Raw genomic sequence first — 25,157 nt, forward strand, 5'->3', positions numbered from 1 at the left:
ACAGGGGTGCGGTCGGACCGGAGCGGGGGCGTCGGACCATCCGTCGCGAGCGCCACCGTGGTCGTACCATAGCCGTCCACCCCCGGGGTCGGGCGAGTCATCCACGTACCGCCAGCTCGGGCAGGGGAATCTGGAGCTGACTGGCCCGTCGGCGCAGCATCAGCAGCCCCCGACCGGGCGGCCAGGCCCCGCAGGTCGAGCGGGGCAACTTGACCTCGAACAGGTCGCCGTCGACGTGGGACACCGGGTTGAGCAGCAGCCCGGCCTGGGCCCGGCACATCCGGGCCAGCCAGCCCCGGTAGCGCAGTTGGACCAGGTCGTCGGTGGTCCCGGCGGCGAGCAGCAGGTTGCCGGTGTCCCGGGCCTGCCGGGCCAGGTCCTCCAGCAGGTGCGCGGCCGACCCGTCGGCGAGCAGTTCGGCGTCGTCGACCAGCACGGTGACCGGACCGGCCAGGTCGGCCAGGACGGCGGCCAGCTCGGCATCGGCCCGTGGTCCGGTCAGGACGGCCGCCACGCCGGGTCGGCCGGCCAGCTCCTGCACCGGGGACGGACGGGGACAGAGCGCCACCACCGGCAGCGCCTCCGGCCGGCGCAGCAGCGAGTCGGCCAGCGCCAGGAGCGCGCCGCTGCGTCCGGTGCCGGGAGCCCCGGCGACCAGGAAGGTGTACCCGAGTTCGGCGAGGTCCACGTCGACCGGGCCGAGGTGGTCCCCGCCGACGCCGACCGTACCCACGGTGGGCCGGGTCGGCAGCGGGCCCCGACGCAGCGCGTCGGCCTCGGCGGCGGTGATGGTCACCGGCAGCGGGTCGACCCGCTGTGGCAGCAGTTCCGCCGGCAGCCCGTCCCAGCGGGAGCGGGTCGCCGCGACGTGCCGCTGCACCGCCGCCGCCTGCACCGTGCCGTCCGGGTCGGGGTCCAGGAGCGCCACCTGGAACATCGTGGTCCCGGGCAGGCCGATGGCCCGGCCCGGTGGCATCGTCCGGGGGGCCTCGCGCGGGTTGATGCCGTACGCGGCCAGGTCGTCCGGGTCAGCGTGGGCCAGGATCAGCCGGGTGGCCACCGCCCCGGCGAGTCGGTGGGTGAACCCGGACCGGTCGGTGGCGAGCACGGTCACCACGCCCACCGCCGGCCCCCGGCGCAGCAGGGAGTCGAGCAGGTCCACCAGCCGTCCGCCGTCGGTCTCGCCGTACCGGGCCACGAACGTCTCGTACCGGTCCAGGACCAGCACCAGGTAGGGCAACGCCTCGGTGTCGGCGACGGCGGCCCGCTGCTCGGCCAGGGCCGCGTACCCGCCGCTGGCCAACAGCCGCTGCCGACGGCCGATCTCGGCGTCCAGCAGGGTGAGCACCCGGGTGGTGCGGTCGCTGTCGTCACCGTCGACGTACGCGCCGCAGTGCGGCAGCCCGGCCAGCGGCGCCAACGCCCGGTTGCCCTGGTCGAGCAGGTAGAGGTGCAGGTCGGCCGGGCCGGTCCGCCGGGTCAGCCCGACCACGAGCGCGCGCAGCAGGGTGGACCGGCCGCTGCGGGCCATCCCGGCGACCAGCACCGGCCCGGTGCGTTCCAGGTCGAGCAGGTACGGGCGCTGCGCCTGCTGCTCGGGGTGGTCGGCGAGTCCGATCGGCGCGGCCAGCGCCCCGCCGCCGGTGCCACCGGGCAGCTCGGCGTCGACCACCAGCTCGGGCAGGGGTGGCAGCCAGGGGCTGTCCGGCGTCCGGATGCCGGCCGCCCCGGCGGCCTCCCGGATCGCCGTGACCAGGACGGTCAGGTCGGTCTCCACCTGCTCGGGGACAGCCGGTCCCACCGGCGGCGTCGCGCCGTCGGCCGGGGCCGGGCCGGGTGGGACGGCCGGCGGTTCGGCGGCCGGGACGGGGCCGCGCCCCAGGTCCCGTACCCGTCGGGGGCGCAGGGCCACGCTCGTCGGCTCCGCCGTGGCCGCCGCCCGGGGCCAGCCGATCCGGGCGGTCTGCACCAGGGTCAGGTCGCTGTGTCCGGCCCGCAGGTACGCCCGACCGGGCTGGTGCCGGGAGAGCCGGGCGGCGTCGGGTACGTCCACCACGTCGGCGCTGTCGGCCGCGCTGGTGACCCGCAGGCAGATCCGCAGGTTGAGGTTGGCGCGCAGCTCGGCGTTGACCGAGCCGGCCGGTCGTTGGGTGGCCATCACCACGTGCACGCCCAGGCTGCGCCCACGCATGCCGATGCCGACCACCCCGCTGACGAACTCGGGCACCTCCTCCACCAGCGAGGCGAACTCGTCGATCACGATGACCAGCCGGGGCAGCCGCCCGCCGGTGATCGCCCAGTAGTCCTCGATGTCCTTCGCCGCCGCCTCGGCGAGCAGGGCCTCCCGGCGGCGCAGCTCGGCCCGGAGCGCGGACAGGGCCCGGTTGACCAGGTGCCCGTCCAGGTCGGTGACCATACCGACGCAGTGCGGTAGCTGGGCGCACTCGGCGAACGCGCTGCCGCCCTTGTAGTCGACCAGCACGAGGGAGAGCGCGTCCGGGGTGTTGCCGAGCGCCAAGCCGGTGACGAGGGTCTGCAACAGCTCCGACTTGCCCGCGCCGCTGGTGCCGGCGATCAGCGCGTGCGGGCCGTCCCGGCGCAGGTCGACGGTGATCGGCCCGTCCGGTCCGACGCCGAGCAGCACCCGGGTGGAACGGCCGGCCGGCTCGGCGGCCCACCGTTGCTGGATCTGCGCCGGCCCCGGGTTGCGCCCCAGGCCGGCCAGTTCCAGCAGTCGGACCGTCTCCGGTACGCCGCCGCCCTCACCCCAGCGCTCCCCGAGCACCCGCAGCGGGGCCAACGCGTACCCCAGCTTGGCCGCGCCGCCCGGGTCGAGGCGGTCCAGCAGCACCCCGTCCACGTCGGGGTGCTCCGGTCGACGCACCACCGCCCGGGTGCCCGAGCCGCTGTTGACGACCACGGTGGCCCGGCACTCCCCGGGCAGTTCGGTCTCCAGCGCGTCCAGGCAGATCGCGTAGACCCCCACCTCGGGGCCGTCGGCGAGCAGTTCGGCCAGGCCGGGCAGGCCGCGCAGCCGGCGGGCCCCGTCGGCCACCAGGACCATCCGCCGCCCGGCCGGCGCGCCGGCCCGCAGCGTGGCGGCCCGTTCGGCCCGGCGCTGGTCGACGATGCGGCGCAGCCCGGCCAGCCGGGCGCGGGCCTGCTCGGCGTCGGTGGCGACCATCCGGTCGCACTCCAGGTCGGCGGTGTGCGGCAGGGTGTGCGGCAGCCAGCTCAGCCAGGCCCAGTCGTCGGCCTCGTCACCACCGGTGAGCAGGACGATCCCGAGGTCGTGCGGGGCGTGCAGGGTGGCCAGCTGGGCGAGGACCGCGCGGACGGTGGCCAGCAGACCGGGCCGGGGACCGGCCAGTCCGAGCACCCCGGCGACGGTCAGGTCGACCGCGACCGGGCTCTGCGTCACCGCCGGCAGTTCCAGGGGCTCGGCGGCCGGATCGGGTTCGGCACCCGGACCGGTCAGGGTCGCCTCCACCAGGGTCGACGCGAGCCCCACCCGCAGCCGCAGGAAGTCGGCGTCCGCCGGGCGGCGCTCGAAGAGCCGTCGGGTGGGTCCGGTGGCGGTCCGCAGCAGGCGTCCCGGGTCGGGCAGCTCCTCCCGGCGGGTCCGTCCCTGTTCCTCGGCAAGGCGGTCCAGGCGCTCCGCCAGCTCGGTGCGCTGCCGCTCGTAGTCGGCCAGCGCCTGGCGGTACTCCTTCCGACCGCCGCGCCGGTCGGAGAAGACGTTGGCGAGCAGCAGCAGGGGCGAGAGCGCCATGAACAGCAGCAGGTAGCCGGCGTTCGGGAAGATCGCGTACGCCACCCCGGCCAGCAGCACCGGCAGCAGGATGGCCAGCAGCGGGAACCGTACGGTGCGCGGCGGTTCGGGACGGCGGGGCACGGTGAGCCGGGGGGTGTCGACGCGGACGGCGATGCGCGGCGGCCGGTTGTACTGGATGGCGCCGGTCGCGTCGACCGGCTCGACCGGGGCGTCGGCCGGGTCCACCGGCCGCAGCGTCAGCACCGTCTCGCCGACCCCGAAGACGTCCCCCGGGGCGACCGGGGTCGGCGCGTCCAGCCGGACGCCCCGCCAGGCCGTACCGTTGCGCGAACCGGCGTCGGTCAGCTCCGCGGCACCGTCCGCTCCGGTGGTCAGGCGGGCGTGGACCCGGCTGACCTCGGGATCGGTCAGGACGAGGTCGGCCTCGGGCGACCGGCCGACGGTGAGGTCCGTACCGGACCGGAACGAGGTGGCCGCCACCCCACCGGCCCCGCCGACGACGGCCAACTCGACCGCGCCGACCGTTTCGGTGCCGGTGTCCCCCGGGCGGGCGGCCACCTCGATCCGGCTGCCGGCGGGCAGCGGCAGGTCGGCCAGCCGGGCGGTACGGGACAACGGCCGCCCCCGGAGCCAGAGCCGGACCGGGGCGACCGGCCCCGGACCGGCGTCCGGCAGCACCCGGTCGATCGCCGCGACGAGGTCCGCCACGGTGGCCCGGGCTCCGGCCCGCACCACCATCGGGACCTCCCGTCCCCCCACCGCGATCCGTATTTCCCGTTCCATCCCGGCCTCCCGAGCCCCGACCCGCACCGACCCCGACCGGTCAGCCGCCCGCCTGCTCCAGGGCGTCCGCGCGACGACGCACCTCCAGCGCCGCGTCCTGGAGGGCGGCGGAGAGACGGGTCAGGGCCGGCTCGTACTCGCTGCTCCAGGAGGTCCGGAACCGCTCGGCCGCACCGCCGCGCCAGTAGGTGTTGGCCAGTTCGGTCCGCAGCTCGCGCAGCAGGCTGTCCACCGCCGAGCTCTGCCGGTTGAAGTTGGTGTTCAGGGAGTGCAGTTGGCTGATCTCGCCACCGATGACCGACATCGGATCTCCTTCGCTGGTCGGCGTCGTCGACCACGCTAGGCAGCGGCACCGGCCGGCAAAATCGGAAAGGCTCCCCAACTCCGGGCCGGGCCTGCCCAGCGCCCCGACCGGGCAGCGGAGTGAGCACCGGTCAGCGACGGAGCAGGGCGAGATCCTCCCGGGTCACCAGGCCACGGCTGATGGCGTACTCGGCGAGGTTGGTCAGCGCGCTGAAGCCGGTCATGTTGGGCACCCCGGCGGCGTGCAGCCGGGTCCGTAGGTACTCGATCCGCTTGACCAGCGTGCTGCGGGGCCAGCCGAGCCGGGCCGCCGCCGCCGCGTAGCTCTTCGGGTAGGGGTCGTAGCGGGGCAACTCCTCCAGGTAGCCGGCGAAGAGCGCCACCATGGCCAACCGGTCCGCCGTACTGATCATCACCTCGGCACCGACCGCGGTGGCCTCGGCCACGTCCTCGGGCGGCGCCTCGCCGGCCGGCGTCGGAACCGCCGGCGGCAACAGGGTCAGCCCGTGCTGGCCGTGCGTGCCGTCCACCAGCACCTTGGTCGGGCTCTCCACCGCGATCCGCCGGCCGGGTGCCAGCACCGACCGGAACCCCAGGTCGTCCACGACGGAGAGGGGACGGGTGGTGGAGCTGTTCGTCAACCACCAGGTGTCGCCCTCCCGGGCCACCGTGCCGGCGATCCGGGAGATGCCCGTGTCGGTCGGGTCCAGGCAGATGGTGCACTCCCGGATCCGGCCGAAGGTCACCCGCTGGTCCGGGTCGGGTTCCACTGTGTGATCGGCCGCCTCGATCCGCATCCCTGTCACCGGTCCCGCACTCCTTCCCGCGACTGCTGGGGATCCTTCCCCATCCGCCGGGCCCGCCCGCCCCCGCGGTCCTCGCCTATTCTCGGACACTGCCGCCTCATCGCGCAGATGCCGCCCCGCGCACCGCGGCCCACCGCGTTCCCTGGAGGATTCCCATGTCCGGCTCCGCTGGAGCATCCACTCCGCAGCGACGGCGTGCTCCGCGCGTGCTGCGCCGACTGGCCGCCGTACGGCCCAGCCGGAAGGCTCTCACCGGGACCCGGCTCAACCGGATCGTGCTGGTGACCGCCCTGGCCGTCGCGGCGACCGCGTTCGCCTTCGGCACCGGATACCGGTCCTCCCGGGCGGCCTTCGACGACGGCGGCGCGTACCTGCAGAAGTCGTCCCGGGTGGTGCACGTCAACGCGGACAACCGGGACATCGACGCGCGGACCGCCAAGCAGCTCGCCACCGGGAAGCAGACCCTGGAGGTGGTCCAGGTCGGACCGGAGCTGGTCTACGTGGTCAACAACGAGACCGGCGTGGTCACCCGCCTGCCCACCGAGTCCCTGGAGCCGGAGCCGGTGCAGCGGCGGCCCGACTCCAAGGGCAAGCTCGCCGTGGTCACCGGCGGTGGGTCGACCTACCTGGTCGACGCCGAGCAGGGCACCCTCAACAAGCTGGAACGCAAGGACGGCCCGGGCGCGCCGGTGCCGGCCCCGCGCGTCACCAAGGCGGTCGTCGACGGCAACGGCACCGCCTGGGCGTACGCCCCGGAGAGCGGCGAGCTGGTGCAGATCAGCGGCGGTACGGTCACCGGCAGGCAGCGGGTCACCGGCAGCGGGGAGCAGGTCGGCCTGACCCTGGTCAGCGGCGCGCCGGTGCTCTACCGGCCAGAGACCGGACAGGCCAGCCTCTACGGGCCGGACGGGCTGCGTCGCCAACTCGACCTCGACGCCCGGTACGGGGTCTCCTCCGCCCCCGGCGCTCCGAGCCACCTGGCCGTGGTGGTGCCGAACAGCGGTGAACTGGTGATCGCCGACTTCGGCAGCGGCGAGGTGAAGCGCATGACGCTGCCCGACCGGGCCGGTCACCAGTTCGGCCCTCCGGTCGTCCTCAACGGACGGGTGTACGTACCGGACTTCACCACCCGGCACGTGCTGGTGGTCCCGGTGGCCGAGATGCGGGTGGCCACCTACACCACCGTGCCGGGCACCTCGGCCACCTTCGAGGTGAGCGTCCGGGACAACCGGGTGTGGATCAACGACCCGCACGGCACCGGCATCGTGGTCTCCTTCGACACCAACGGCCGCTCCAACGAGATCGACATCACCGGCCGGGGGGACGACCCGAAGAAGCCGAAGCCGAGCCGGTCGGCCACCCCTCCGCCGCCGCCCAGGACGCCCCGGCCCACCCCGCCGCCCCGCGCGCCGGAGTTGCTGACCGTCCCCGACCTGGTGGGGTTGGACCGGGCGGCGGCCTGCGCCCGGCTGGAACCGAAGCTGCGCTGCGTGCCGGTGGCCCAGCCGGACGGCGAGGGCGAGACCGACAAGGTGCTCAGCACGAACCCACCGGCCGGTTCACGGCTCAGCGAGGGCCGCCCGGTGACCGTGGTCTACCGCGGCCCGACCCGGGTGCCCCGGGTGGCCGGCCTGCCCGCCGGCGAGGCCTGCCAGGCCCTGATCGCCGCCCGGTTGACGTGCGTGGAGCGGGTCGCCGGGCTGGCCGCCGACGGCAGCAAGGTGCGGGTGGTGACCGGGCAGACCCCGGCACCGGACAGCGCGGCGGACACCAACGCCCCGGTGGAGATCACCTACCCGGCGCAGATCGCGGTCGGCAACTTCGTCGGGCAGCGGCACGACACGGCGTGCCCGGTGGGGCTGAACTGCGTGCCCCGCGACCTCGGACCCGGCGCCCCCGCGTACGTGGTGGTCGCGCAGAACCCCGCCCCGGGCGCGGGCGCGGACCCGGGCTCGAACGTGGTGCTGGACCACTACGCGCACCCGGCCGTGCCGAACCTCGTCGGGATGAGCCCCGACCAGGCGTGCGCCACGCTCCAGTCGGTGCAGCTGGCCTGCAACCGCAACGACAACGCGGTCACCCTCTCGGTCAACCAGGTGCAGGCCCAGGACCCGGCAGCCGGGGCCGCGCTGCCGGCGAACTCGGCGGTGACCATCACCTACGAGTCGACCGCAGCGGTGCCGCTACACCGGTTCAAGGCGCCGGCGCCGAAGCGGGCCAACTTCCTCTCGCCGGGCGGCGGCGGCCCCGGCGGCTGGAGCCAGCAGTCCACCATCGGCCAGGTCTACCCGCCGGGGGCAACGGTGCCCGGGTTGAAGACCATCTACCAGTCGCGCTGTGTCAGCGGCTGCGGCGAGGTGGGCGGCTACTACTACTCCGACAACCCGCAGGCGCAGCAGAGCTGGGTGATGGAGGGGTCGGCCTTCTCCTGCTTCGCGGACACCCCGCCCGGCACCGTCCCGCTGCACGCGCTGTTCCACGGCGCGGACGCGGTCTGGGTCTGGGCGCAGCCCGGCAGCGCGGAGTACGCCTACTTCAAGGAACACGGGTTCACCCACCACTTCGAGTTCCGGATCTGCAACGTCTGGCCCCGCCCCTGACCCGAACGCCGGCAACCGGACCTCGGCGCACCCTCCGACGTGGAGTCGGGGTGCGCCGAGGTCCGGTCGTCATCCGGTCGACATGGTGGGCCCCACGGTGTCGGCGGGGGTCGGTGGAATTCGGCGCAACGCTCGGACGGCCTGCCGGGCGACCGGCACACCCACCGCCAGGACCACGGCGACCTGCGCTCCGGCGAGGACGAACAGCGCGGTGCGCTCTGCCTGCCCGCCGTAGTCGGGCAGGGTCACCAGGCGCACGGCGAGCGTGGTCGCGGCGAGCAGGGTGAACGCCAGTGACCACGGCAGCCGTGCCGGCCGGCCGGGGCGGACGGCGGGGTGGACCAGCATCGCGGCGGCGACCAGGAGGCAGCAGAGGCCCGGCCAGTCGAGCAGTCGCAGTTCCGGTCGGGCCGCCTGGAGGGCGACCAGCGGCACGGGGACGAGGACGATGCCGACCGGCAGCGCGAGCAGCCAGGGACGGCGCGGCACCGGGGCGCTGTCGTGGGCAAACGTCGCCATGGCCAGGAGCAGGACGACGTCGACGAGCCGGTCCGCCCAGGGCGACACGGTCAGCGGTGCCGCGCCGGTGGCCTGGGCCACGGCGACGGTGACCGTGGGCGGGACGACAGCGACCAGCGCGACCGCCCGGGCCACCCGCCGGTGTCCCAGGACGAGCGCGACGTACGCCGGCAACCAGGCGTAGCCGGCGAGGCCCCACGCCGCGTGCCAGGTGCTCGACGGCGGGGTGAGCGCCAGGTCGGGCGGGACGGCGGGCAGCCAGGCGAGGGTTCCGGAGAACCACAGGGTGCCGACGATGCCGCCGGTGGCCATGACGGCGTGGGCCAGCACAGCGGTCAGGGTCGCCAGCCGCACCGCCTGACCCCAGGCGTACGCCCGGGGTGGCGCGTCCGCCCCACCGAGGCGCAACCGGACCGCGAGGGCCACGATGCTGGCGACCTCCGACAGACTCGGCCGGCCGCAGTCGAGGATGTCGGCGGTCGTCTCGGGGTCGCCGGTGTCCACGCTGTCGAGGTAGGCGGCGACCATGTCGTCCTCCCACCGCTGCCGGTATCCGGCGGGCAGCAGCCGCAGCACCGCGCGGTAACGCTCCTCCAGCCGGCTCGTCACGGGGTCACGTCCGCGATCGGGTTCCGCTGCTCCCGTAGTCGGGTGGAGGCGATGCGGGCGTTCGCCGCCAGCCGCTCGGCCTCTGCGGCGAGGGCGTGACGTCCCGGCTCGGTCAGCCGGTAGTACCGGCGTAACCGGCCCTGCCACACCTCTTCCCGGTCCGGCTCCACCAGGCCCTCGCCGACGAGCCGGTCCAGGGCCCCGTACAGGGAGCCGATCTTCAGCCGCACCCGCCCCTCTGACGCGTCGGCCACGTCGGTGACGATGCCGTAGCCGTGACGCGGTCCGGCGAGCAGCACGGTGAGGATGAAGAAGGCGGGTTCCGTCATCGCCCGAGAACTCATGCGGCCAATATAATGTCAGACAGGATATCCTGTGAAGCAGGTACGCCGGACTGATCCCACTGGCCCGTCGACACGTCGAGTGGACCGCGTCCACCCGTCAACGGCGGTTCAGCTCCGACTCCATCCGCTGGATCAGCGTCTTGCGGGCCTTGCCGCCGCGCTCGCGCCGCAGCGCCGCCCTGAGCTTGCGTGTGTCGAGGCCCCGCACGAGCTTGGCCGCCTCGGCGACCGGCAGGTCCGTCAACTGCTCGGGCGCGGTGGCCTCCCGGCGTGCCCGACTGGCCGGTCCCGTGTTGCCCACGTACTGCCGGCCGGTCCTGGACGCCTTCCGCTTCCGGACGTCGGTCGCGCGCTGTTGCTCCTCGGAGAGCCGCGCCCAGGCCTGTTCGGGCAGGTACCGGCTCGTCTCACCGTTGCGGCGGGCGCGGGTGGAGCCCTCCTTCGTCTGCCACTTCTCGGCACCCCACCGTTGCAGGGACCGCTGCCGCTGGTCCTTCGGCCCCTCGTAGCCCCCGCCGCGTTTCTCGTACTCCTTGGTGAGCAGCTGGGACTTGCGGGCCGACCACTGTCCCGGCCTGCCGCCCCGGTCGGAAGCCCTGATCTCCGCCTTGATCTGCTCCCGGAGTTCCGGTTTCGTGTACCGCGCCATACCGTGCCGTTACCCGGTGCCGCCCGTCGTGAACGTCAGGCGGACCGGCCTCCACCGCCGGGGCGCGGAGCACCGCCGGGATCGGGGCGGTCACGCCGGTGGGCCGGACCCCTGGTCCGGCCCACCGGCGAACATGTCACTAGCCGAGGTCCGGCAGGTTGGCCTTGCCGTTGTCGACGAAGGCGAAGGTCGTGCCCGGCCCATCGTCGCCCGCCGGCTCGGCCACCAGGCCGTCGTTGGCGGTGTTCCGCACGTAGACGTCCCCGTCGCCACGGATCGCGTACGTCGGGCGGCCCTTCTCGTCCGTGTCCTTCATCCGCTCCAGCGTGAAGAGCTGCCCGGCCGCCGAAGTGTCGCAGCCGGCCGCCACGATGGTCTTCGGCTTGGTGCCGTTGTCCCGCAGACCCATGCAGAAGGGCTCACCCCCGCTGCCGGCCTTCGCCGTCTTGATCTGGTACCGGCCGGCCACCGGGTCGAGGACGAACAGGGTGTACTCCGCCTCGCCGTCGGTCAGGTTCAGTCGCCCCTTGGCGTCGACGGCCAGGACCGACTCGAACGAGTCGACCGGCGCGATGACGACCTGGCGTTCCCCCTGCAGGATGGCGTCGTCGCCACCGCCGCCACCGCCCGACGACGGCGAACCGGTGGGCGCCGACGACGTGGTGGCGGACGGCGTGGCCGATGGTTCGCCGCTCGGGGGACCCGTCGTGGGGCCGGCCGACGGCGCCGCAGCGGGCTGCCCGTCCGGGTCGGCGGCGCAGGCCTGGGTGAGCAGCAGTCCGGCGCAGAGCACGGCAACCGTGCCGGTACGGGTGGAACGGGGGATCGGACGTTGCATCTCCGGTGCCTCCTCGATCGGCGGGCCGTCACGTCCGACGGCACATCGTCGGACATTCCGTATGCTCGTTATCCATCGGTGCCAAACCCGACCGAGGTCATTCCCTCTCGGGTTCCGGCCGCTGTCCGATACCCGTCACCGTCGTCAGCGGTGTTCCGCGCACGGCGTTCGAACGGCACCGTGACGGCGCGACAAGCAGGACGAATCCGCACCGGTCGACTCGCCGTCCGGGCCGGCATCCCCAGCGGCACACCGGAAAATCGTGCGTCGACTGTGGACGGCCTTTCGTAACGTCGGGCGCGGCCGAAAGGCCGGAACGAGTCGCCCCGCACGACGACATCCGGGTGTCGTCACCGGCGCGACGGCTGCCACCGCACCGAACCCCACCGACCAACGAGGAGATTCCCATGCACGCCCGATCCCACCGGGTCCGCGCCGCCGGACGGACCGCCCTGTCGCTCGCCCTGGTGTCCGCCACGGTGCTGACGACCCAGCTCACGCTGGTCGCGCCGGCCGCCGCCGCACTGCCCGGCCTGACCCGGGTGACCAGCACCGGCCCGAGCAACAGCGACTGGAAGACCTGGCAGGCGGCCTGCCCCGCCAACACCCTGCTCATCGGCGGCGGCGGTCGGCTCAACGGCGGCGACGGCCAGATCGTGATGGACACCATGGTGCCGGTCTTCGGCACGACCGACGTCTACTCGGTGACCGGTCGGGAGGACGACGCCCCCGGCTTCGCCGGCAACTGGTCGATCACCGCCACCGCACTGTGCGCACAGCCGCCGGTCGGCTGGGAGCACGCCGAGGCGGCCAGCGTCTGGAACTCGAACAGCAGCAAGACGATCACCGTGGGCTGCCCGAGCGGCAAGCAGGTGCTCGGCGCCGGGGTGGAGGTCAACGGCGGCCTCGGTCAGGTGGTCGTGGACGACCTGCGTCCGGCCGCCGACCTGAGCAACGTCAGCTTCACGGCGATCGAGGACGGCACCGGCCACACCGGCACGTGGCAGCTCCGGGGCGAGGTCATCTGCGTGACGCCGCCGGCCGGCCTGAACCGGGTCTCCGGTTTCGGGGTGCTCGACTCGACCCCGGTGAAGTCCGTCACGGCGACCTGCCCGTCAGGTCAGCGGGTGCACGGCGTCGGCGGCGAGGTCGACAGCGGTGCCGGGCAGGTCCGGATGACCGGCGTCGACCTGCTCTCGGACACCCAGGTCCGGGTGACCGCCGCCGAGGACGAGGACGGGTTCGCCGGCAACTGGGCGCCCCGGGCGTACGCGATCTGCGCCTGATCCCCCGGCCCTCGGCAACGAGGCGAGCGGAGCGCCGCCCGGGCGGAGGGCGGCAGCCTCCACCCGGTGCCGGCACCGTCCACCGCCGTCCGGCCGCCGACGCGAAGCGCCGCCGGCAGCCGGACGCGTACGGTCACTCGTCGAGGTCGTGTTCCTCGCGTACCGCGCTCGCCTCGTCCGACCGGCCCTGCTCGTCCAACGCCCGGGCCAGCAGCCAGGCCGCCTGCTGCGCCGGCCGCGACCCGGTGGGCAGCCCGCCGAGCACCCGGCGCAGCAGGTGCTCCGCGTCGGCCGGCCGGTCGAGGCGGAGCAGCAGGTCGCCGGTGAGGACGTCGATCTGGGCCGCCTCGCCGAAGGCCTCGATCGACCGGAGCCGGTCGGGCACGCCGGTCAACCGCTCCAGCGCCTCGCCCGGCCGGTCGGCGTCGGCCAGCACCCGCGCCCCGGCCTCGGCCGCCAACGCCAGTTCGTACGTCACCACCGGCTCCTGGTCCGGATCGGCGGCGAGGGTATCCGCGAGCGCGTCCACCGTCTCGACGGTCCGGACCGCCGCCGGGTGGTCGCCGGCCCAGAGCCGGGCGTACGCCTCGCGGCGGCGGGCCCGGAGTTCGTCGACCCGGTGCCCGGCGAGGCGGTACGCGTGCGCCGCCTCGGCGAACCGCTGTGCGGCCTGGGCGTCCCGGTCAGCGTCGTAGAGGACGCCGCCGGCCTCCTCCAGCACCTGGGCGCGGTGCGGAAGGTTGTCCGGCCCGTCCAGGTTCTCCGCGAGCTGGGCCAGCAGCGCCAACGCCGGATCGATCTCGCCGAGTCCCCGGTAGACGTCGGCGAGCAGGTGCCGGCAGCGGTCCGCCTCGGCCTGCGCGCCGAGCCGGTCGAGTCCGAGCACCGCCTCCTCGGCGACCTCCGCGGCCTCGCCGAGCCGGCCGGCGACCCGGTACGCGTTCGCCAACTCCCAGCGCAGGAAGGCGTCCCCCTCGACCCCCCGCTCCACGCAGAGCGTCACCGCCTCGGCGAGGTCGTCGACCGCCTCGCCGGCCCGCCCGGCGGCCATCAGGGACCGGGCCCGGGTCACCCGCGCCGGCACCAGCATCCCGGGCGGGGCCACCGCCAGGGCCTCGTCGCAGGCGGTCACCGCGTCCGTCGGGTCGTCCGCCGTCCGGGCGGACGCCAGACAGGCCGCCGCCAGCAGCTCCCCGAGGCCCAGCTCGCGACCGAGCCGCCGGGCCACCTCCGCCGCCTCCCGGCACTCCGGTGCCCGCTCCAGCGCGTCGAGCACCTGGACGCGGTGCAGCGCCACCCGGGCCGCGAGGTATGGGTCGCCGCCCCCGTCCGCCGGCACCCGGTCCAGCGCGGCGAGCGCCTCCGCCCAGCGCTGCGCGCACATCAGGGCCAGCGCGACCCGGTCGTGCGCGGCGGCACGGAGCCGGTCGTCGCCGAGCCGGTCCAGCGCCTCGGCAGCGGTGCTCGCCAGCGTCAGCCCCTCCTCGCCGTCCTCGCCGGCCACGGCGAGGAGCACCCCGAGCCGACCGGTCACCACCTGCGCCCGGACCTCGTCGCCCAGGTCCCGGTACGCGGCCAGCGCCGCCCGGTTGGCCTCGATCGCGGCCGGGATCTCCGTGTCGTCGCCCAGCTCGGCCGCACGCAGCTCCAGCCGCCGCGCCGCCGTGGCCGGGGACACCTCCGCCCCGGCGAACCGGTCGTCGTACGCAGCCAGAACGGCCCGGAGGCCGTCCTGGTCGTGTCGTCGCCAGCGCGCCTCGGCGAGGTCGAGGAGCTGCTCGGGGCCGGCGTCGGCGGAGATCTCGACCGGCGGCCCGGACGGCGGCACGGCGCCGCCTCCCGCGCCGGCGGCCGGGGCAGCTCCGCCCGGGACGGTGGTGCCGGCGGTCGGGCGGACCGGGCGGCGGCGCAGGCTCGCCGAGAGCGGCAGGTGCTCGCCGGTCGGCCGGGCCGCGAGGCGGTGGGCGACCAGTTCGGACTGGTGGGTGGTGCCGTTGCGGGCGTCGAACCGGGCGGCCAGCGCGGTGGCGGTCTCCGCCAGCTCGTCGGCGAGGCGGCCGGCCGGGACGTCGGCGGTCGGACGGTCGGCGGCGGCCCGCCGGTAGACCGTCAGCTCACCGTCCACCTGCCGCAGCGCGGCGCTCGCGGCGGCGGCGAAGTGCATGGCGGCGGCCGGCGACGGCGCGCGGTCCAGCCAGTCCAGGTGCCGCTCGACCAGCTCCAAGGCGCCGGCCTCGTTTCCGGTGACCGTGCGGAACTCGACGTGGTCGCCGATCTCCCACAGGTCGGCGAGGTTCCCGCGCATCCGGCGGTACGCCTCCCGGTGCGCGTTGCGCGCGTCGTCGTGCCGGCCGGTGCGCAGGTACGGCACGAGGAGCGTGGTCAAGATCGCCTGCGGCTGCTCGTTGCAGTTGAGCCGCCCGGCGAGCACCGGCTCGGCCAGGGCGACCGCGTCGGCGTACCGGCCGGTGTCGGCGAGGTAACGCACCTGGGTGGTGGGGTCGCAGCCGGCGCAGTCGGAGAGGTCGTCGCGCGGAGTGGTCTGCCAGAGCCGGTACCAGTGCGCCGCCGCCTCGGCGTCACCGACGTGGTCGGCCACCATGAACCGGTGCTTGTGGACGGCCTGGAGGCTGTGCCCGCCCGCGCGGTAGCGCCGCTCCATGTCGTCGAGCACCGCACGGGTGCGGTCCAGCGGCACCTCGGGGAAGTTCAGCAGACCGTTGACCATGTACTTGAAGTGCCAGAGCAGCTGCCGGGCGGCGCGGGCGTGGTAGGGCTGCGGGTCCCGGTCGAACTCGGCCAGGCACCAGGAGAAGGTCACGAAGGACTTGGCCGGCTCACCACCGTAGATGTAGACGGTGGTGCCCTGCATGCGGGTGGCGAAGGCCAACTCCCGGTCGTCGGCGGCGTCGACCCGCCGGAGCAACTGCTCCAGGGCGGCGATCTGCCCCGCTCCGTACGGCATGTTGCTGACCTCGCGGAGCACCCGCCACAGGTCCTCGTCGCTGGTGGACACCGATCACTCCCGTCCGGGTACGGCCCGGCCGAGCAGGCCGAGGAAGGAACTGTTCAGCAGCGCGGCGTCGGCCGCGCGGATCGGATGGTGGCCGAGCAGCAGCGCCTGACCGTACAGCGCCTCGACGGCGAGCCCGACCAGCTCCGGGTCGGTCAGCGTGCTGACCCGGCGGACCAGCGGGTTGCGGTGGTTGAGCACCAGTTGCGGGCGGTCCGGCGGGGCGGACGCGGCGAGCGCGTCGAGCACCCCGCCCCACAGCTCGTCGGCCCGGTCCCGGCTGGCCGTGAGCTGGTCGTGGAACGCCGCCGACCGGCTGACCAGGTAGAGCGCCGGCAGCGACACCGGGTCGTACGCCCGGAACACCACCTCGCAGCCGGTCCGCTCCAGCGCGCGCTGGGCGGCGACCAGGAACGGCCGCAGGGCCAGCTCGACCTGCGGGTCGAGGCTGTCGAAGCGGGTGGTCAGATCGCTCGGCTCCAGCCGCTCGATGAGCACCGACCGGTCCACGGTGGGCAGCCGCTCGATCAGCTCGGTGTCGTAGGTGTAGCCGCCGTTGACCACGGCCAGGTCCTGCGCGGCGGCCACCGCGGCGAGCTGGCGGAACTCGTCCAGGCTGGCGGCGTACCGGACGAGGCCGTGCCGCTGGCGGAACTCGGCCAGGGTCAGCGTGCCCATGTTGGTGTCCATCGGCCACCACTGGTCGACCAGGCGCAGCATCTCGTCGTCGTGCAGCGCCAGCGCCTTCACCCCCAGGTGGTGCACCTGGAGGAACTCGGCCAGCCGGCGCGGGGCGTGCTTCGCCAGCCGGACGAGCCACCCGCGCACCTGGTCGCCGAGCGCCTCGCGGGTGGCGGTCAGCAGGGTGTCCTCGTACAGCGCCTCCCGGCTGGCGGTCGGCCGCAGCTCGCTGGCGTCCACCACGCAGTGGGCGAAGAACGCCCAGTCCGGCAGCAGGCCGTCGGCGTGCTCGGTGAGCAGCATCCGCTTGAGGTAGACCCGGTGGCCGGTCCGGGCCGCCGGGTTCACCGCGTCGGGCAGGACGAACGCGACACCGGTCAGCCCCGCCTCCGGCACGGACAGCGGCAGCACGTCGAACGGGTCGACGCCGAGGGTCTGGCGCGCGTACCGGACCAGCGCGGCGCGGTCCACCGGCTCGCCGGGCGCGGTCGGCCACGGCGGCGGACCGGCGGTGGTCACCACGTCACCGACCCGGACGGTGACCGGCAGCAGCGAGCCGAAGAGCCGGGCCAGGTCGGTGACGGTCGGGGTGGCGAACCACTGCTCGGCGTCCCGTCGCGGGACCAGCGTGACCGTGGTGCCCGGCTCGCTCCGCCCGGCTCCCGGTGCGGCCGGCTCCACGGCGTAGCGGCCGTCGGAGTGGCCGGTCCAGCACACCGTCGGCTGGTCGCCGTGCCGGGTGACGACCCGGATCTCGTCGGCCACCAGGAAGCAGGAGAGCAGCCCGATGCCGAACTGGCCGAGGAACTCGTGCCGGGAGAAGCCCAGCTCGTCCCGCTTGGAGCTGCGGCCGATGGTGGCCAGCAGCTCGTGCACCTGCGCCTCGGTGAGCCCGATGCCGGTGTCGTGCACCCGCAGCGTCCCGTCGCCGGTCAGCTCGGGCGGCTCGATCCGGATCAGCGCGGGCGCGTCCGGCTCGATGGCCCGCCGCGCGGTGATCGCGTCCACCGCGTTCTGCATCAGCTCGCGGACGTACACCCGCGGGCTGCCGTAGAGATGATGACTGAGCAGGTCGACCACGCCTCGGAGGTCGACCTGGAAGGTGTGGTCCACGCCTGGTTTGCTCCCCGTCCTGAGTCGGCGCCCACCGTACCGGCGCACCCCGACACGCCGCCTCCCCCTTTCACCCGCCCGCCCGTCGCTCGACCGGACCGGTGTGGCGGCACATCGACTAAATAGATAGATATAGATAGAGTGGCGGTCGGCCCACCACGGGTTCCGACACCTTCCGGGAGAAGGCGGCCATGATCTCACGGCTCACCGGCACCGCGTCGTCCCTCGCCCTGCTCGCCGCGATCGGCCTGTCCGGCGCGGCACCGGCGCAGGCCGCGGCGCCCGGCGCCCTCGGGTCGGCGGCGATCACCGTCGACGCGATCGGCGCGTCCAGCAGCCTGCTCCTGCACGTCGGCGGCACCGTCACGTGCAGCGCCGCCACGGGCACGGCCGAGATCACCGCCATCGGGGGGCAGGTCATGCCCTGGGCCATGGGCTCGGCGTCGGTCACCGTGCCGTGCGCCGCCGGGCCGGTGCCCTGGGAGGTCACCATCGTCGCGACCTGGACGCTCTTCCACGACGTCACCGTCAACGCCCTGATGGGCGACAGCAACGGCGGCGCCGCCTCGGTCTCCGTCCTCGGCAGCGCCTGACCCGTCCCAGCCGACCGGCGCGCCAAGGCCTCCGGACCCTGGCCAGGGGCTTTCGGCCAGAGGACCCGACCGGTGGGTGAACGGCCGGGCGGGGTCAGCGCTCCCAGCGGACCACGCCGCCGACGACGGTGAGCGCCACGACCAGGTCGCGCAGGTCCGCTGGCGCGACCTGGTACGGATCGACCGGCAGCACGATGAAGTCGGCCAGCATCCCCGGCCGCAGCCGCCCCTTGAGGTGTTCCTCGTAGGAGGCGTACGCGCCGGCGGCGGTGAAGCCGTGCAGCGCCGCGTCGAGGTCGAGCCGCTCGTGCGGGTCCACCCCGCCGGGCGGGGTGCCGTCGGGCTGCTGCCGGGTCACCGCGGCGTGGATGCCGTGGAACGGGTCCGGGTCCTCCACCGGGGCGTCCGACCCGAACGCCACCGTGGCGCCGGTGTCCAGCAGGCTGCGCCAGGCGTACGAGGCCAGATCCCGGCCGGCGAGCATCCGGCTGGTCAGGGGAATGTCGCTGGTGCAGTGGGTCGGCTGCATCGAGGCGGTCACGCCCAGCCGGGCGAGCAGCGGCACGTCCGCCGGACGCAGGTGCTGGGTGTGTTCGATCCGGTGCCGCAGGCGGGGCACCGCCCCGGCGGAGGCGGGATCGGTGCACGCCGTCTCCTGCCAGCGGGCGTACGCGCGCAGCACCATCCGGTTCGCCGCGTCGCCGATCGCGTGTGCCGCCACGGCGATGCCGGCCCCGGACGCCTTCGCCACGAGCTGCTCGAACTCCTCCGCCGGGGTGACCGCGATGCCGTGGTTGTCCGGCTCGCCCTCGTACGGCTCGGTCATCAGGCAGGTGTGTGAGCCGAGCGCCCCGTCGGTGAAGATCTTGACCGGTCCGGTACGCAGCCAGCGGTCCCCGTCGCCGGTCGCCCAGCCCCGGTCGATCGCCTCGTCCAACGCGGTCGACGGGATCGACTTGTGCACCCGCAACGGCAGCTCGCCCCGGGCGTACAGGGTCTCGTACGCGGCCCGGCAGTCCTGCCCGTCGAGGTCGTGGATGCTGGTGAGGCCGACGGCGAGCAGCCGGGGCAGGTGGGTGCGCAACTGCGCGACCAGGTCCCCGGAGAGGGAGGAGCGCATCAGGTCGTACGCCGCGTCGCCGGCCGCCTCCCGCAGGATGCCGGTCGGCTCGCCGTGCTCGTCCCGGACGATCTGCCCGCCGGCCGGCTCGGGGGTGTCGGCGTCGATGCCGAGCCGCCGCAGGGCGGCGCTGTTGACCCAGGTGGTGTGCCCGTCGATGCTGGGCAGCACGGCGGGCCGGTCGGGACAGACCCGGTCCAGGTCGGCCCGGGTCGGCTGCACCGGCCGGGCCCACTTGTGGCTGTCCCAGCGACCGCCGAAGAGCCAGGCGTCGGGCGGCAGACTCGCGGCGTGCCGCGTGATCCGGGCCAACGCCTCGTCGAGGCTGGTGGTGCCGCGCAGGTCGACCTGTTCCAGGCCGCGCACATAGAGCGCGGAGTGGATGTGGCTGTCGATCAGCCCGGGGAGCACGGTCATCCCGGCCAGGTCGACCCGACGGGCCCCACCGACGGCCCGGTCCCGGCACGCGTCCCGTTCCCCGATCGCGACGATGCGCTCGCCGCGCACCAGCATCGCCTCGGCGCGCGGACGGGCCGGGTCGAGCGTGTGGATGCGGGCATTCTCGAAAACCGTGTCGGTCATGATGGCCTGATTCGACGTCGGGCAGGGTCCACCATGCTAGTGCCGGCCCACGCCGGTCGGTGGCCCCGACGACGCTGGTCCGGTCACGTCGGTCCGACCACGCGAACCGCGCCGGGCCCGGCGGCCCCGGCAGGTGTCCCGCGCCGCGCCCCGCCCGGGACGCGGGCGGGTCCGTACCCGCACCGGTACGGACCCGCCCCGCCGGCCGCGACGCGGCCCGTCGCCGGCCGGCTAGCGGGGGGCGCTGCCGAACGCGCTGGACAGGTACCCCCGGGCGTCGGCGATGGCGCCCTCGATGATCCGGGCCGCCTCGCGGGCCTCCTCGGGCCGGTGCCCGGCCTGCACCTGGAGCCGGAACCGGGACGACCCGGTCGGGGTCACCGGGAACTCCACCATGAACGCGAGCACCCCCCGGTCGAAGAGAAGCCGGTTCGCGATCCGGGCGAGCTTCTCGTTGCCGATCAGCAGCGGCACGATCGGGGACGGCTCACCCATGCAGGTCAGGCCCCGCGTGGTGAGGCCGTCGCGCAGGGCGTCGATCGCGGTGAAGAGCTGCGCGCGCAGCGCGTCCCCCTCGGCCGACCGGATGATCCGGGTGGCCTCCAGCACCACCGCGGTCTGCACCGGCGAGAGCGCGTTCGAGAAGAAGTGCGAGCCGCCGAACATCTTGATGTACTGCTTGAGCGCCGGGGAGTTGGAGGCCACGAAGCCGCCGTTGGAGCAGAACGTCTTCGAGAACGCGCCCATCACGATGTCGATCTCGCCGAGCAGGTTCTGGAGGCCCAGCACGCCCGTGCCGCCCGGCCCCATCGAGCCGAGGTCGTGGGCGACGTCGACCAGCAGGGTGGCGTCGTACTCCCGGCAGACCCGCTGAAGGGTGACCAGGTCGGGCCAGTCGGCGTCCACCGAGAAGAGACCGTCGGTCACCACGAGGATGCCGTTGCGGGTGTCGGTGGCCCGGATCTCGATCAGGTGCTGGCGGACCGCCTCGACGTTGAGGTGCTCGTAGCGCACCACGTTGCGGGTCGCGGCCCGCGCGCCCTGTTGCAGGCAGGAGTGCGCCAGCCGGTCGATCAGGATGTGGTCGGACTGCCGGACCAGCCCGACCACCGCGCCGAAGCCGGCCGCCCACCCGGTGGGGAAGAGCGTCACGTGGTCGAGCTGCACCAGGTCGCCGAGGGCGGCTTCCAGCTCGTTGGAGATGTGGGTGTTGCCGAGCACCATCGGGGAGCCGGCGCTGTGCGGGCCGTAGTCGCGCATCGCCCGGGCCGCCGCCTCGCGGATGCCGGGGTGGGTGTTGAACGACAGGTAGTCCTGCGAGTTGAAGTTGATGCCCCGGGTCTGCTTGCCGAGGTCGTTGGTGATCTGGGCGATGCTGTCCGGGGCGGCCTCCAGCACCCGGGAGTACTGCCAGGTCTCGGTCCGGCGGCGGGCCTCCACCCAGCCGTAGAAGTCCTCCGTGCGGGCCAGCAGGTTCCGGCCGGCGGGCCGGTAGAAGTCGTAGGCGTTCTTGTCCAGCGCGTACTCCTCGTCGGGGTCGACGGGGTTGCGCAGGTGGGCCGGCTCCCACATCTCGGTGAGGTCCTCGACGATCCGGGCGAGTTCGCCGTCGGCCCCGGACGCGTCGAGGTCGGCGAAGTCGTCCCAGGGGACGTGGGTGGCCCAGTTGCGGGTCATCTCGGAGACCTCGATGGCGGTCTTCGCCATGGTCTCGACGTCGCCCCGACGGGCCGCGTCGAGGATGATCTCGATCAGCTCGCCGTCGTCACGCTGGTGCAGCTCGGTGGTCATGGTGTCGTCTCCCGGGGCGTGTTCAGGCGAAGAGGTTCTGCTGGTACATGCGGGACGTCTCGGCGAAGTCCTCGAAGACCGCGTGGTCGGCGGAGGACTCCTTCGCGGCGTCGTTGAGCAGGAACAGGTTGGACGCCTGGAAGAACTCCGACACCGGGGCGACGTCGGCGTGGGTGGCGATGAACCGGTCGGTCTCCTGCTGGTTGCCGCGCAGGGCGACGAAGAGTTGCAGCTCGTCGTGCCGGTACGGGCGCATCTCGGCGAGCGTGCAGACGTAGTCGTGATATGCGGCGGCGTTCTGGCTGCGCCGACGGCCCTCGAACGCGGCCATCGCCTCCTCGATCGACGTCTCGCCGGTCAGCCACCGGTCGAGCGCGGCGGTGACCAGTTCCGCGTCCCGGAAGGCGTGCGTGATGCCGATCGCCGTGCACTGGTCCTTGGCCGACTCGGCGTCGCCGACGAGCACCCAGCCGGGCCCGTGCAGGGGGCGGAGGAAGCCGGACTGGTCCAGGGTGCCGTAGAAGCGCTCCTCGCGGGTGCCCTGACTGCGGACCAGCTCCCCGAGTTCGGGGCTGACGAAGTCCAGCGCCCGCTGGAAGTTGCCCGGCACATCGGCCCGGAACTCCCGGGACCAGTCACTCGGCCCCCAGACCAGGACCATGTTCTGCTCGAAGTTGGTGGGCACCGCGGCGGCGGCGAGCCGGCCACGCCGGTGCAGCTGCGCGTGGCCGGGGTCGAAGCCGGAGAAGTAGCTCCAGTAGGCGAAGGTGCACCGGGGCCGCTCGTCGAACTTCGGCAGGCCGAGGGTACGGGCGACGAACGAGTTCCGGCCGTCGGCGCCGACCACGATCTTCGCGCGTTCCTCGACCGTCTGCCCGTCGACGGACCGGCCCCGGATGCCGACCACCCGGCCGTCCTCGGTGATCAGCTCCCGGACCGAGAAACCGGTGCGCACCTCCGCGCCGGCCTTGGCCGCGGCCTCGACGAGGATCTGGTCGAGCACCCGGCGGCGCACCGAGGCGTAGCTCTGCACCACGCCGGAGTCGTCACCGTGCAGGTCCCGGAAGTACTCCCGCAGCAGCTCCGGCGGCACCGAGCCGGTCAGCCGGATTCCGTCGTTGACCACGTCGACGGAGGTGAACGTGGGGGTGACCGCGGTGACCTGGTCCAGCACGCCCCACCGGTTCAGGTAGGACATTCCGTGCGGCCAGAGGAAGTGCGTCGAGATGACGTCGCTGGGGAACGACGACCGGTCCACCACGAGCACCCGGTGCCCGCGCTGGGCGAGCAACAGGGCGGTGGAGGCGCCCGCACAGCGCGCACCGACGACTATCGCGTCGTACATTTTCGTCTCGATCCTTCGATGGGGGTCCGTGTCCTCCGCCGGCCGGGCCACGGAAGCGGGCCGGAGGCCGCCGCGCGGGGGTGTCACCGGTCGGGCGGCGATGGACAGTCACCGTACACAGTGGATCGGTATGGGTGTTCGGGCGTCCACGATCCGGCGGTCGGCCCGCGAGCATGCGTCGGGCGGCGGTCAGACGTGGTGGCCCGGTGCGGCGGTCAGGACGTGGTGGTCCCGTGCGGTGGTGGAACCGGGTGCCCCGTCCGGGTCTCCGGGTCGTACCCGGCGGCCTGGAGGGCGAAGAGCTCGGCGTACCGGCCACCGGCCGCGGTCAGTTCGTCGTGGCTGCCGGCCTCGACGAGGCGGCCCTGGTGCAGGACGAAGATCCGGTCGGCGTGCCGGACGTTGGCCAGTCGGTGGGTGATCAGGATGGTGGTGGCCCGGCCCTGCCGGTCCCGGATCGCCTGGAAGAGGGCGTCCTCGGCCCGGGGGTCGAGCGCGGAGGAGGGTTCGTCCATGATCAGCAGTTCGGCGTCGCGGAGGAAACCCCGGGCGGCGGTGATCCGCTGCCACTGCCCGCCGGAGAGGTCCTGCCCCTGGGCGAAGGTCCGGTCGAGCAGCGTCTCGTAGCCGTACGGCAGGTCGCGGATCATCTCGTCGGCGACCGCGCGGGCGGCGGCGGCCTCGATCCGGTCCTGCCGCGCCTCGGTGTCCACATCGCCGATGGCGATGTTCGTCGCGGCCGTGAATGGCCACTTGTGGTACTCCTGCGTGACCACCGCGATCCGGGCCCCGAGCCGGCCGGCGTCCCACTCCGCCAGCGGCCGGCCGTTCCACTCGATCACACCCCCGCTCGGGGTACGCAGCATGGCGATCATCGCGGCCAGGGTGGACTTGCCGGAGCCGTTCTCCCCCACGAACGCCACGGTCTCCCCCGCCCGGACGGTGAGCGTGACGTCGGCGACGGCGGGTGTCTCCCGGTCGGGGTAGCGCAGGGTGACCTTCCGCACCGCGATCTCCCGCAGTGGCGGCGGGGCCGCCCCGTCGCCGGTCCCGTCGGGCAGGTAGGCGGCGGCCCGGGCCAGGAAACCGGTGTAGTCGCTGACGTGCTGCCCCTCGGTGTAGACCTGGTCGATCTGGAAGGTGACCGTGCCGAGGGACCGCTGCGCGGACTGCACCGCCACCACACAGGTGGCCGCCGCCGCGAGCGGGATCTGCCCTTCGACCAGCAGGAAACCGAGCAGGGCGTAGACGACGCCGGTGGCGACGCCGCCGACCACCGCGCCGACCGTGGTGGTCGTGGTGACCCGCCGGGCCAGGGCGAGCTGGATGTCGGTCTCCACCCCCATCACCCGGTCGTACTGGTCGAGCAGGAACCGGCGCAGTCCGTACGAGCGCAGTTCCGGGGCAGAGACGCGTTCGGCCATCAGCCGGTGCAGCAGCCACTGCCGGCGACGCCGGACCGACCCGGCGGTGTACGTCTGGTAGCGCAGGTGCCCGGCGCGCAGTGCCGCCCAGGCCTTCGGCAGCGTCGCGACCAGGAGCGCCACCAGCAGCAGCGGGTGGATCACGACCACCGCCACGGCCACCGCGAGTAGCCCGGCCAGCCCGGCGAGCAGGTTCATCGACGCCTGCACCAGGGAGATCACCGAGTCGCTGCCCCGGGACGCGCGTTCCATCTCGTCGGCGAACGCGTCGGCGTCGAACGCGTCCAGCCGGACCGCCGTGGTCACCTCGAACAGCCGGCGCTCCACGTCGCGGCTCACCCTCGGGGTGAGGCCGTTCTGCGCGTACCCGGTGGCGATGCCCGTACCGGCCCGGATCGCGGTGACCCCGGCCAGGGCCAGCAGCGCGGGCAGCGCGCCGACCACCCGGTCGGCGGTCGGGCCGCCGGCGAACAGTTCCACCAGCACCCGCTGGGTGGCGAGCAGCCCGAACGCCGACATCACCCCACCGCCGACCGTCGCGACGGCCACCACTGAGGTACGGAACCGGTCGGCCCGCCAGCTGACCCGGACCGCCTCCGCGACCAGCCGGGGCAGTTCGGCGAACACGGCGAACAGTCCCGCCTCGGCCCGCGCCCGGACCCCGGTCTCCCACCACATCGTCCGCAACTCGGGCAGGACCGCCTCTGCGGACGCCCGACCGAGTCGTCCGGGGTCGTCCCCGTCGGTGGGGCGGGCGGGTCCGACGGCGGTTCCGGTCACGGGCGCTCCTCGGCAGGGTGACGGGACGGGCGTCGACGCCGACCGCGCAACCGTTCCCGGCGGGCGCACGGCCACCAGCACGACCGTTTCCGGCGGCCACGTGACCACCGGCACGACCTTCCCGGCGGGCGCACGGCCACCAGCACGACCGTTTCCGGCGGCCACGTGACCACCGGCACGACCTTCCCGGCAGGCGCACGGCC

The 25,157-nt window shown here is 74.2% G+C and carries 15 protein-coding genes and 1 pseudogene; 3 read left to right on the plus strand and 13 right to left on the minus strand.

The window, feature by feature from the left end; all coding sequences use genetic code 11:
* Positions 1-97: 97 nt before the first annotated feature.
* The 3 genes from GA0070618_RS06945 to GA0070618_RS06955 all read right to left on the minus strand — a co-directional run bounded on the left by GA0070618_RS06945 (position 98) and on the right by GA0070618_RS06955 (position 5,667).
* Positions 98-4,558: an FtsK/SpoIIIE domain-containing protein gene (locus tag GA0070618_RS06945; protein ID WP_143740421.1), complete on the minus strand. Its 4,461-nt coding sequence runs from the start codon at positions 4,556-4,558 to the stop codon at positions 98-100.
* 40 nt (positions 4,559-4,598) lie between these two features.
* Positions 4,599-4,862: a WXG100 family type VII secretion target gene (locus GA0070618_RS06950; RefSeq protein ID WP_088980904.1), complete on the minus strand. Its 264-nt coding sequence runs from the start codon at positions 4,860-4,862 to the stop codon at positions 4,599-4,601.
* 130 nt (positions 4,863-4,992) lie between these two features.
* On the minus strand, positions 4,993-5,667 hold the full coding sequence (locus GA0070618_RS06955; RefSeq protein WP_197701730.1) for an FHA domain-containing protein: 675 nt from the start codon (positions 5,665-5,667) through the stop codon (positions 4,993-4,995).
* A 155-nt stretch (positions 5,668-5,822) separates the two neighbouring features.
* On the opposite strand from GA0070618_RS06955, the gene GA0070618_RS06960 reads away from it, so the two are divergent.
* The gene (locus tag GA0070618_RS06960) at positions 5,823-8,267 is read left to right on the plus strand and encodes a PASTA domain-containing protein (RefSeq protein WP_088980906.1); all 2,445 of its coding nucleotides are present in this window, start codon (positions 5,823-5,825) and stop codon (positions 8,265-8,267) included.
* Positions 8,268-8,336: 69 nt separating this feature from the next.
* Here GA0070618_RS06960 and GA0070618_RS06965 read toward each other — a convergent pair whose 3' ends face one another.
* The 4 genes from GA0070618_RS06965 to GA0070618_RS06980 form a co-directional block, all read right to left on the minus strand.
* Complete coding sequence (locus tag GA0070618_RS06965; protein WP_088980907.1) at positions 8,337-9,395, minus strand: hypothetical protein; 1,059 nt, start codon at positions 9,393-9,395, stop codon at positions 8,337-8,339.
* Positions 9,392-9,739, minus strand: coding sequence for a PadR family transcriptional regulator (locus GA0070618_RS06970; protein ID WP_231931639.1), 348 nt, complete (start codon positions 9,737-9,739; stop codon positions 9,392-9,394). Before GA0070618_RS06970 ends, GA0070618_RS06965 begins: the two co-directional genes overlap by 4 nt.
* A 97-nt stretch (positions 9,740-9,836) precedes the next feature.
* Complete coding sequence (locus GA0070618_RS06975) at positions 9,837-10,388, minus strand: DUF5872 domain-containing protein (protein ID WP_088980909.1); 552 nt, start codon at positions 10,386-10,388, stop codon at positions 9,837-9,839.
* Between the two features lie 139 nt (positions 10,389-10,527).
* Complete coding sequence (locus GA0070618_RS06980) at positions 10,528-11,226, minus strand: hypothetical protein (protein ID WP_088980910.1); 699 nt, start codon at positions 11,224-11,226, stop codon at positions 10,528-10,530.
* A 407-nt stretch (positions 11,227-11,633) separates the two neighbouring features.
* Between GA0070618_RS06980 and GA0070618_RS06985 the strand changes: the two genes are divergently transcribed.
* On the plus strand, positions 11,634-12,512 hold the full coding sequence (locus tag GA0070618_RS06985; protein WP_088980911.1) for a hypothetical protein: 879 nt from the start codon (positions 11,634-11,636) through the stop codon (positions 12,510-12,512).
* A gap of 133 nt (positions 12,513-12,645) precedes the next feature.
* Here GA0070618_RS06985 and GA0070618_RS06990 read toward each other — a convergent pair whose 3' ends face one another.
* Together GA0070618_RS06990 and GA0070618_RS06995 are read right to left on the minus strand one after the other, a co-directional pair.
* Positions 12,646-15,528, minus strand: coding sequence for a hypothetical protein (locus tag GA0070618_RS06990; RefSeq protein ID WP_231931640.1), 2,883 nt, complete (start codon positions 15,526-15,528; stop codon positions 12,646-12,648).
* A 3-nt stretch (positions 15,529-15,531) separates the two neighbouring features.
* On the minus strand, positions 15,532-17,319 hold the full coding sequence (locus tag GA0070618_RS06995; RefSeq protein ID WP_088980912.1) for an HSP90 family protein: 1,788 nt from the start codon (positions 17,317-17,319) through the stop codon (positions 15,532-15,534).
* A 191-nt stretch (positions 17,320-17,510) separates the two neighbouring features.
* On the opposite strand from GA0070618_RS06995, the gene GA0070618_RS07000 reads away from it, so the two are divergent.
* Positions 17,511-17,912 carry a hypothetical protein gene (locus GA0070618_RS07000; protein ID WP_088980913.1) on the plus strand — a complete coding sequence of 134 codons (402 nt, stop codon included), beginning with the start codon at positions 17,511-17,513 and terminating at the stop codon, positions 17,910-17,912.
* A 94-nt stretch (positions 17,913-18,006) separates the two neighbouring features.
* Here the strand turns inward: GA0070618_RS07000 and GA0070618_RS07005 are convergent, their stop codons facing one another.
* The 4 genes and pseudogenes from GA0070618_RS07005 to GA0070618_RS07020 form a co-directional block, all read right to left on the minus strand.
* Positions 18,007-19,614 (minus strand): amidohydrolase, encoded by a 1,608-nt coding sequence (locus GA0070618_RS07005; RefSeq protein WP_088980914.1) that lies wholly within the window; start codon positions 19,612-19,614, stop codon positions 18,007-18,009.
* A gap of 231 nt (positions 19,615-19,845) precedes the next feature.
* Complete coding sequence (locus tag GA0070618_RS07010) at positions 19,846-21,405, minus strand: aminotransferase class I/II-fold pyridoxal phosphate-dependent enzyme (protein ID WP_088980915.1); 1,560 nt, start codon at positions 21,403-21,405, stop codon at positions 19,846-19,848.
* A 22-nt stretch (positions 21,406-21,427) separates the two neighbouring features.
* On the minus strand, positions 21,428-22,750 hold the full coding sequence (locus tag GA0070618_RS07015) for an NAD(P)/FAD-dependent oxidoreductase (RefSeq protein ID WP_088980916.1): 1,323 nt from the start codon (positions 22,748-22,750) through the stop codon (positions 21,428-21,430).
* A 215-nt stretch (positions 22,751-22,965) separates the two neighbouring features.
* Positions 22,966-24,950: pseudogene (locus GA0070618_RS07020) on the minus strand (ATP-binding cassette domain-containing protein); the annotation flags it as partial.
* Positions 24,951-25,157 lie beyond the last annotated feature (207 nt).

It is taken from the genome of Micromonospora echinospora, from assembly GCF_900091495.1.
GTDB classification, from domain to species: Bacteria; Actinomycetota; Actinomycetes; order Mycobacteriales; family Micromonosporaceae; genus Micromonospora; species Micromonospora echinospora.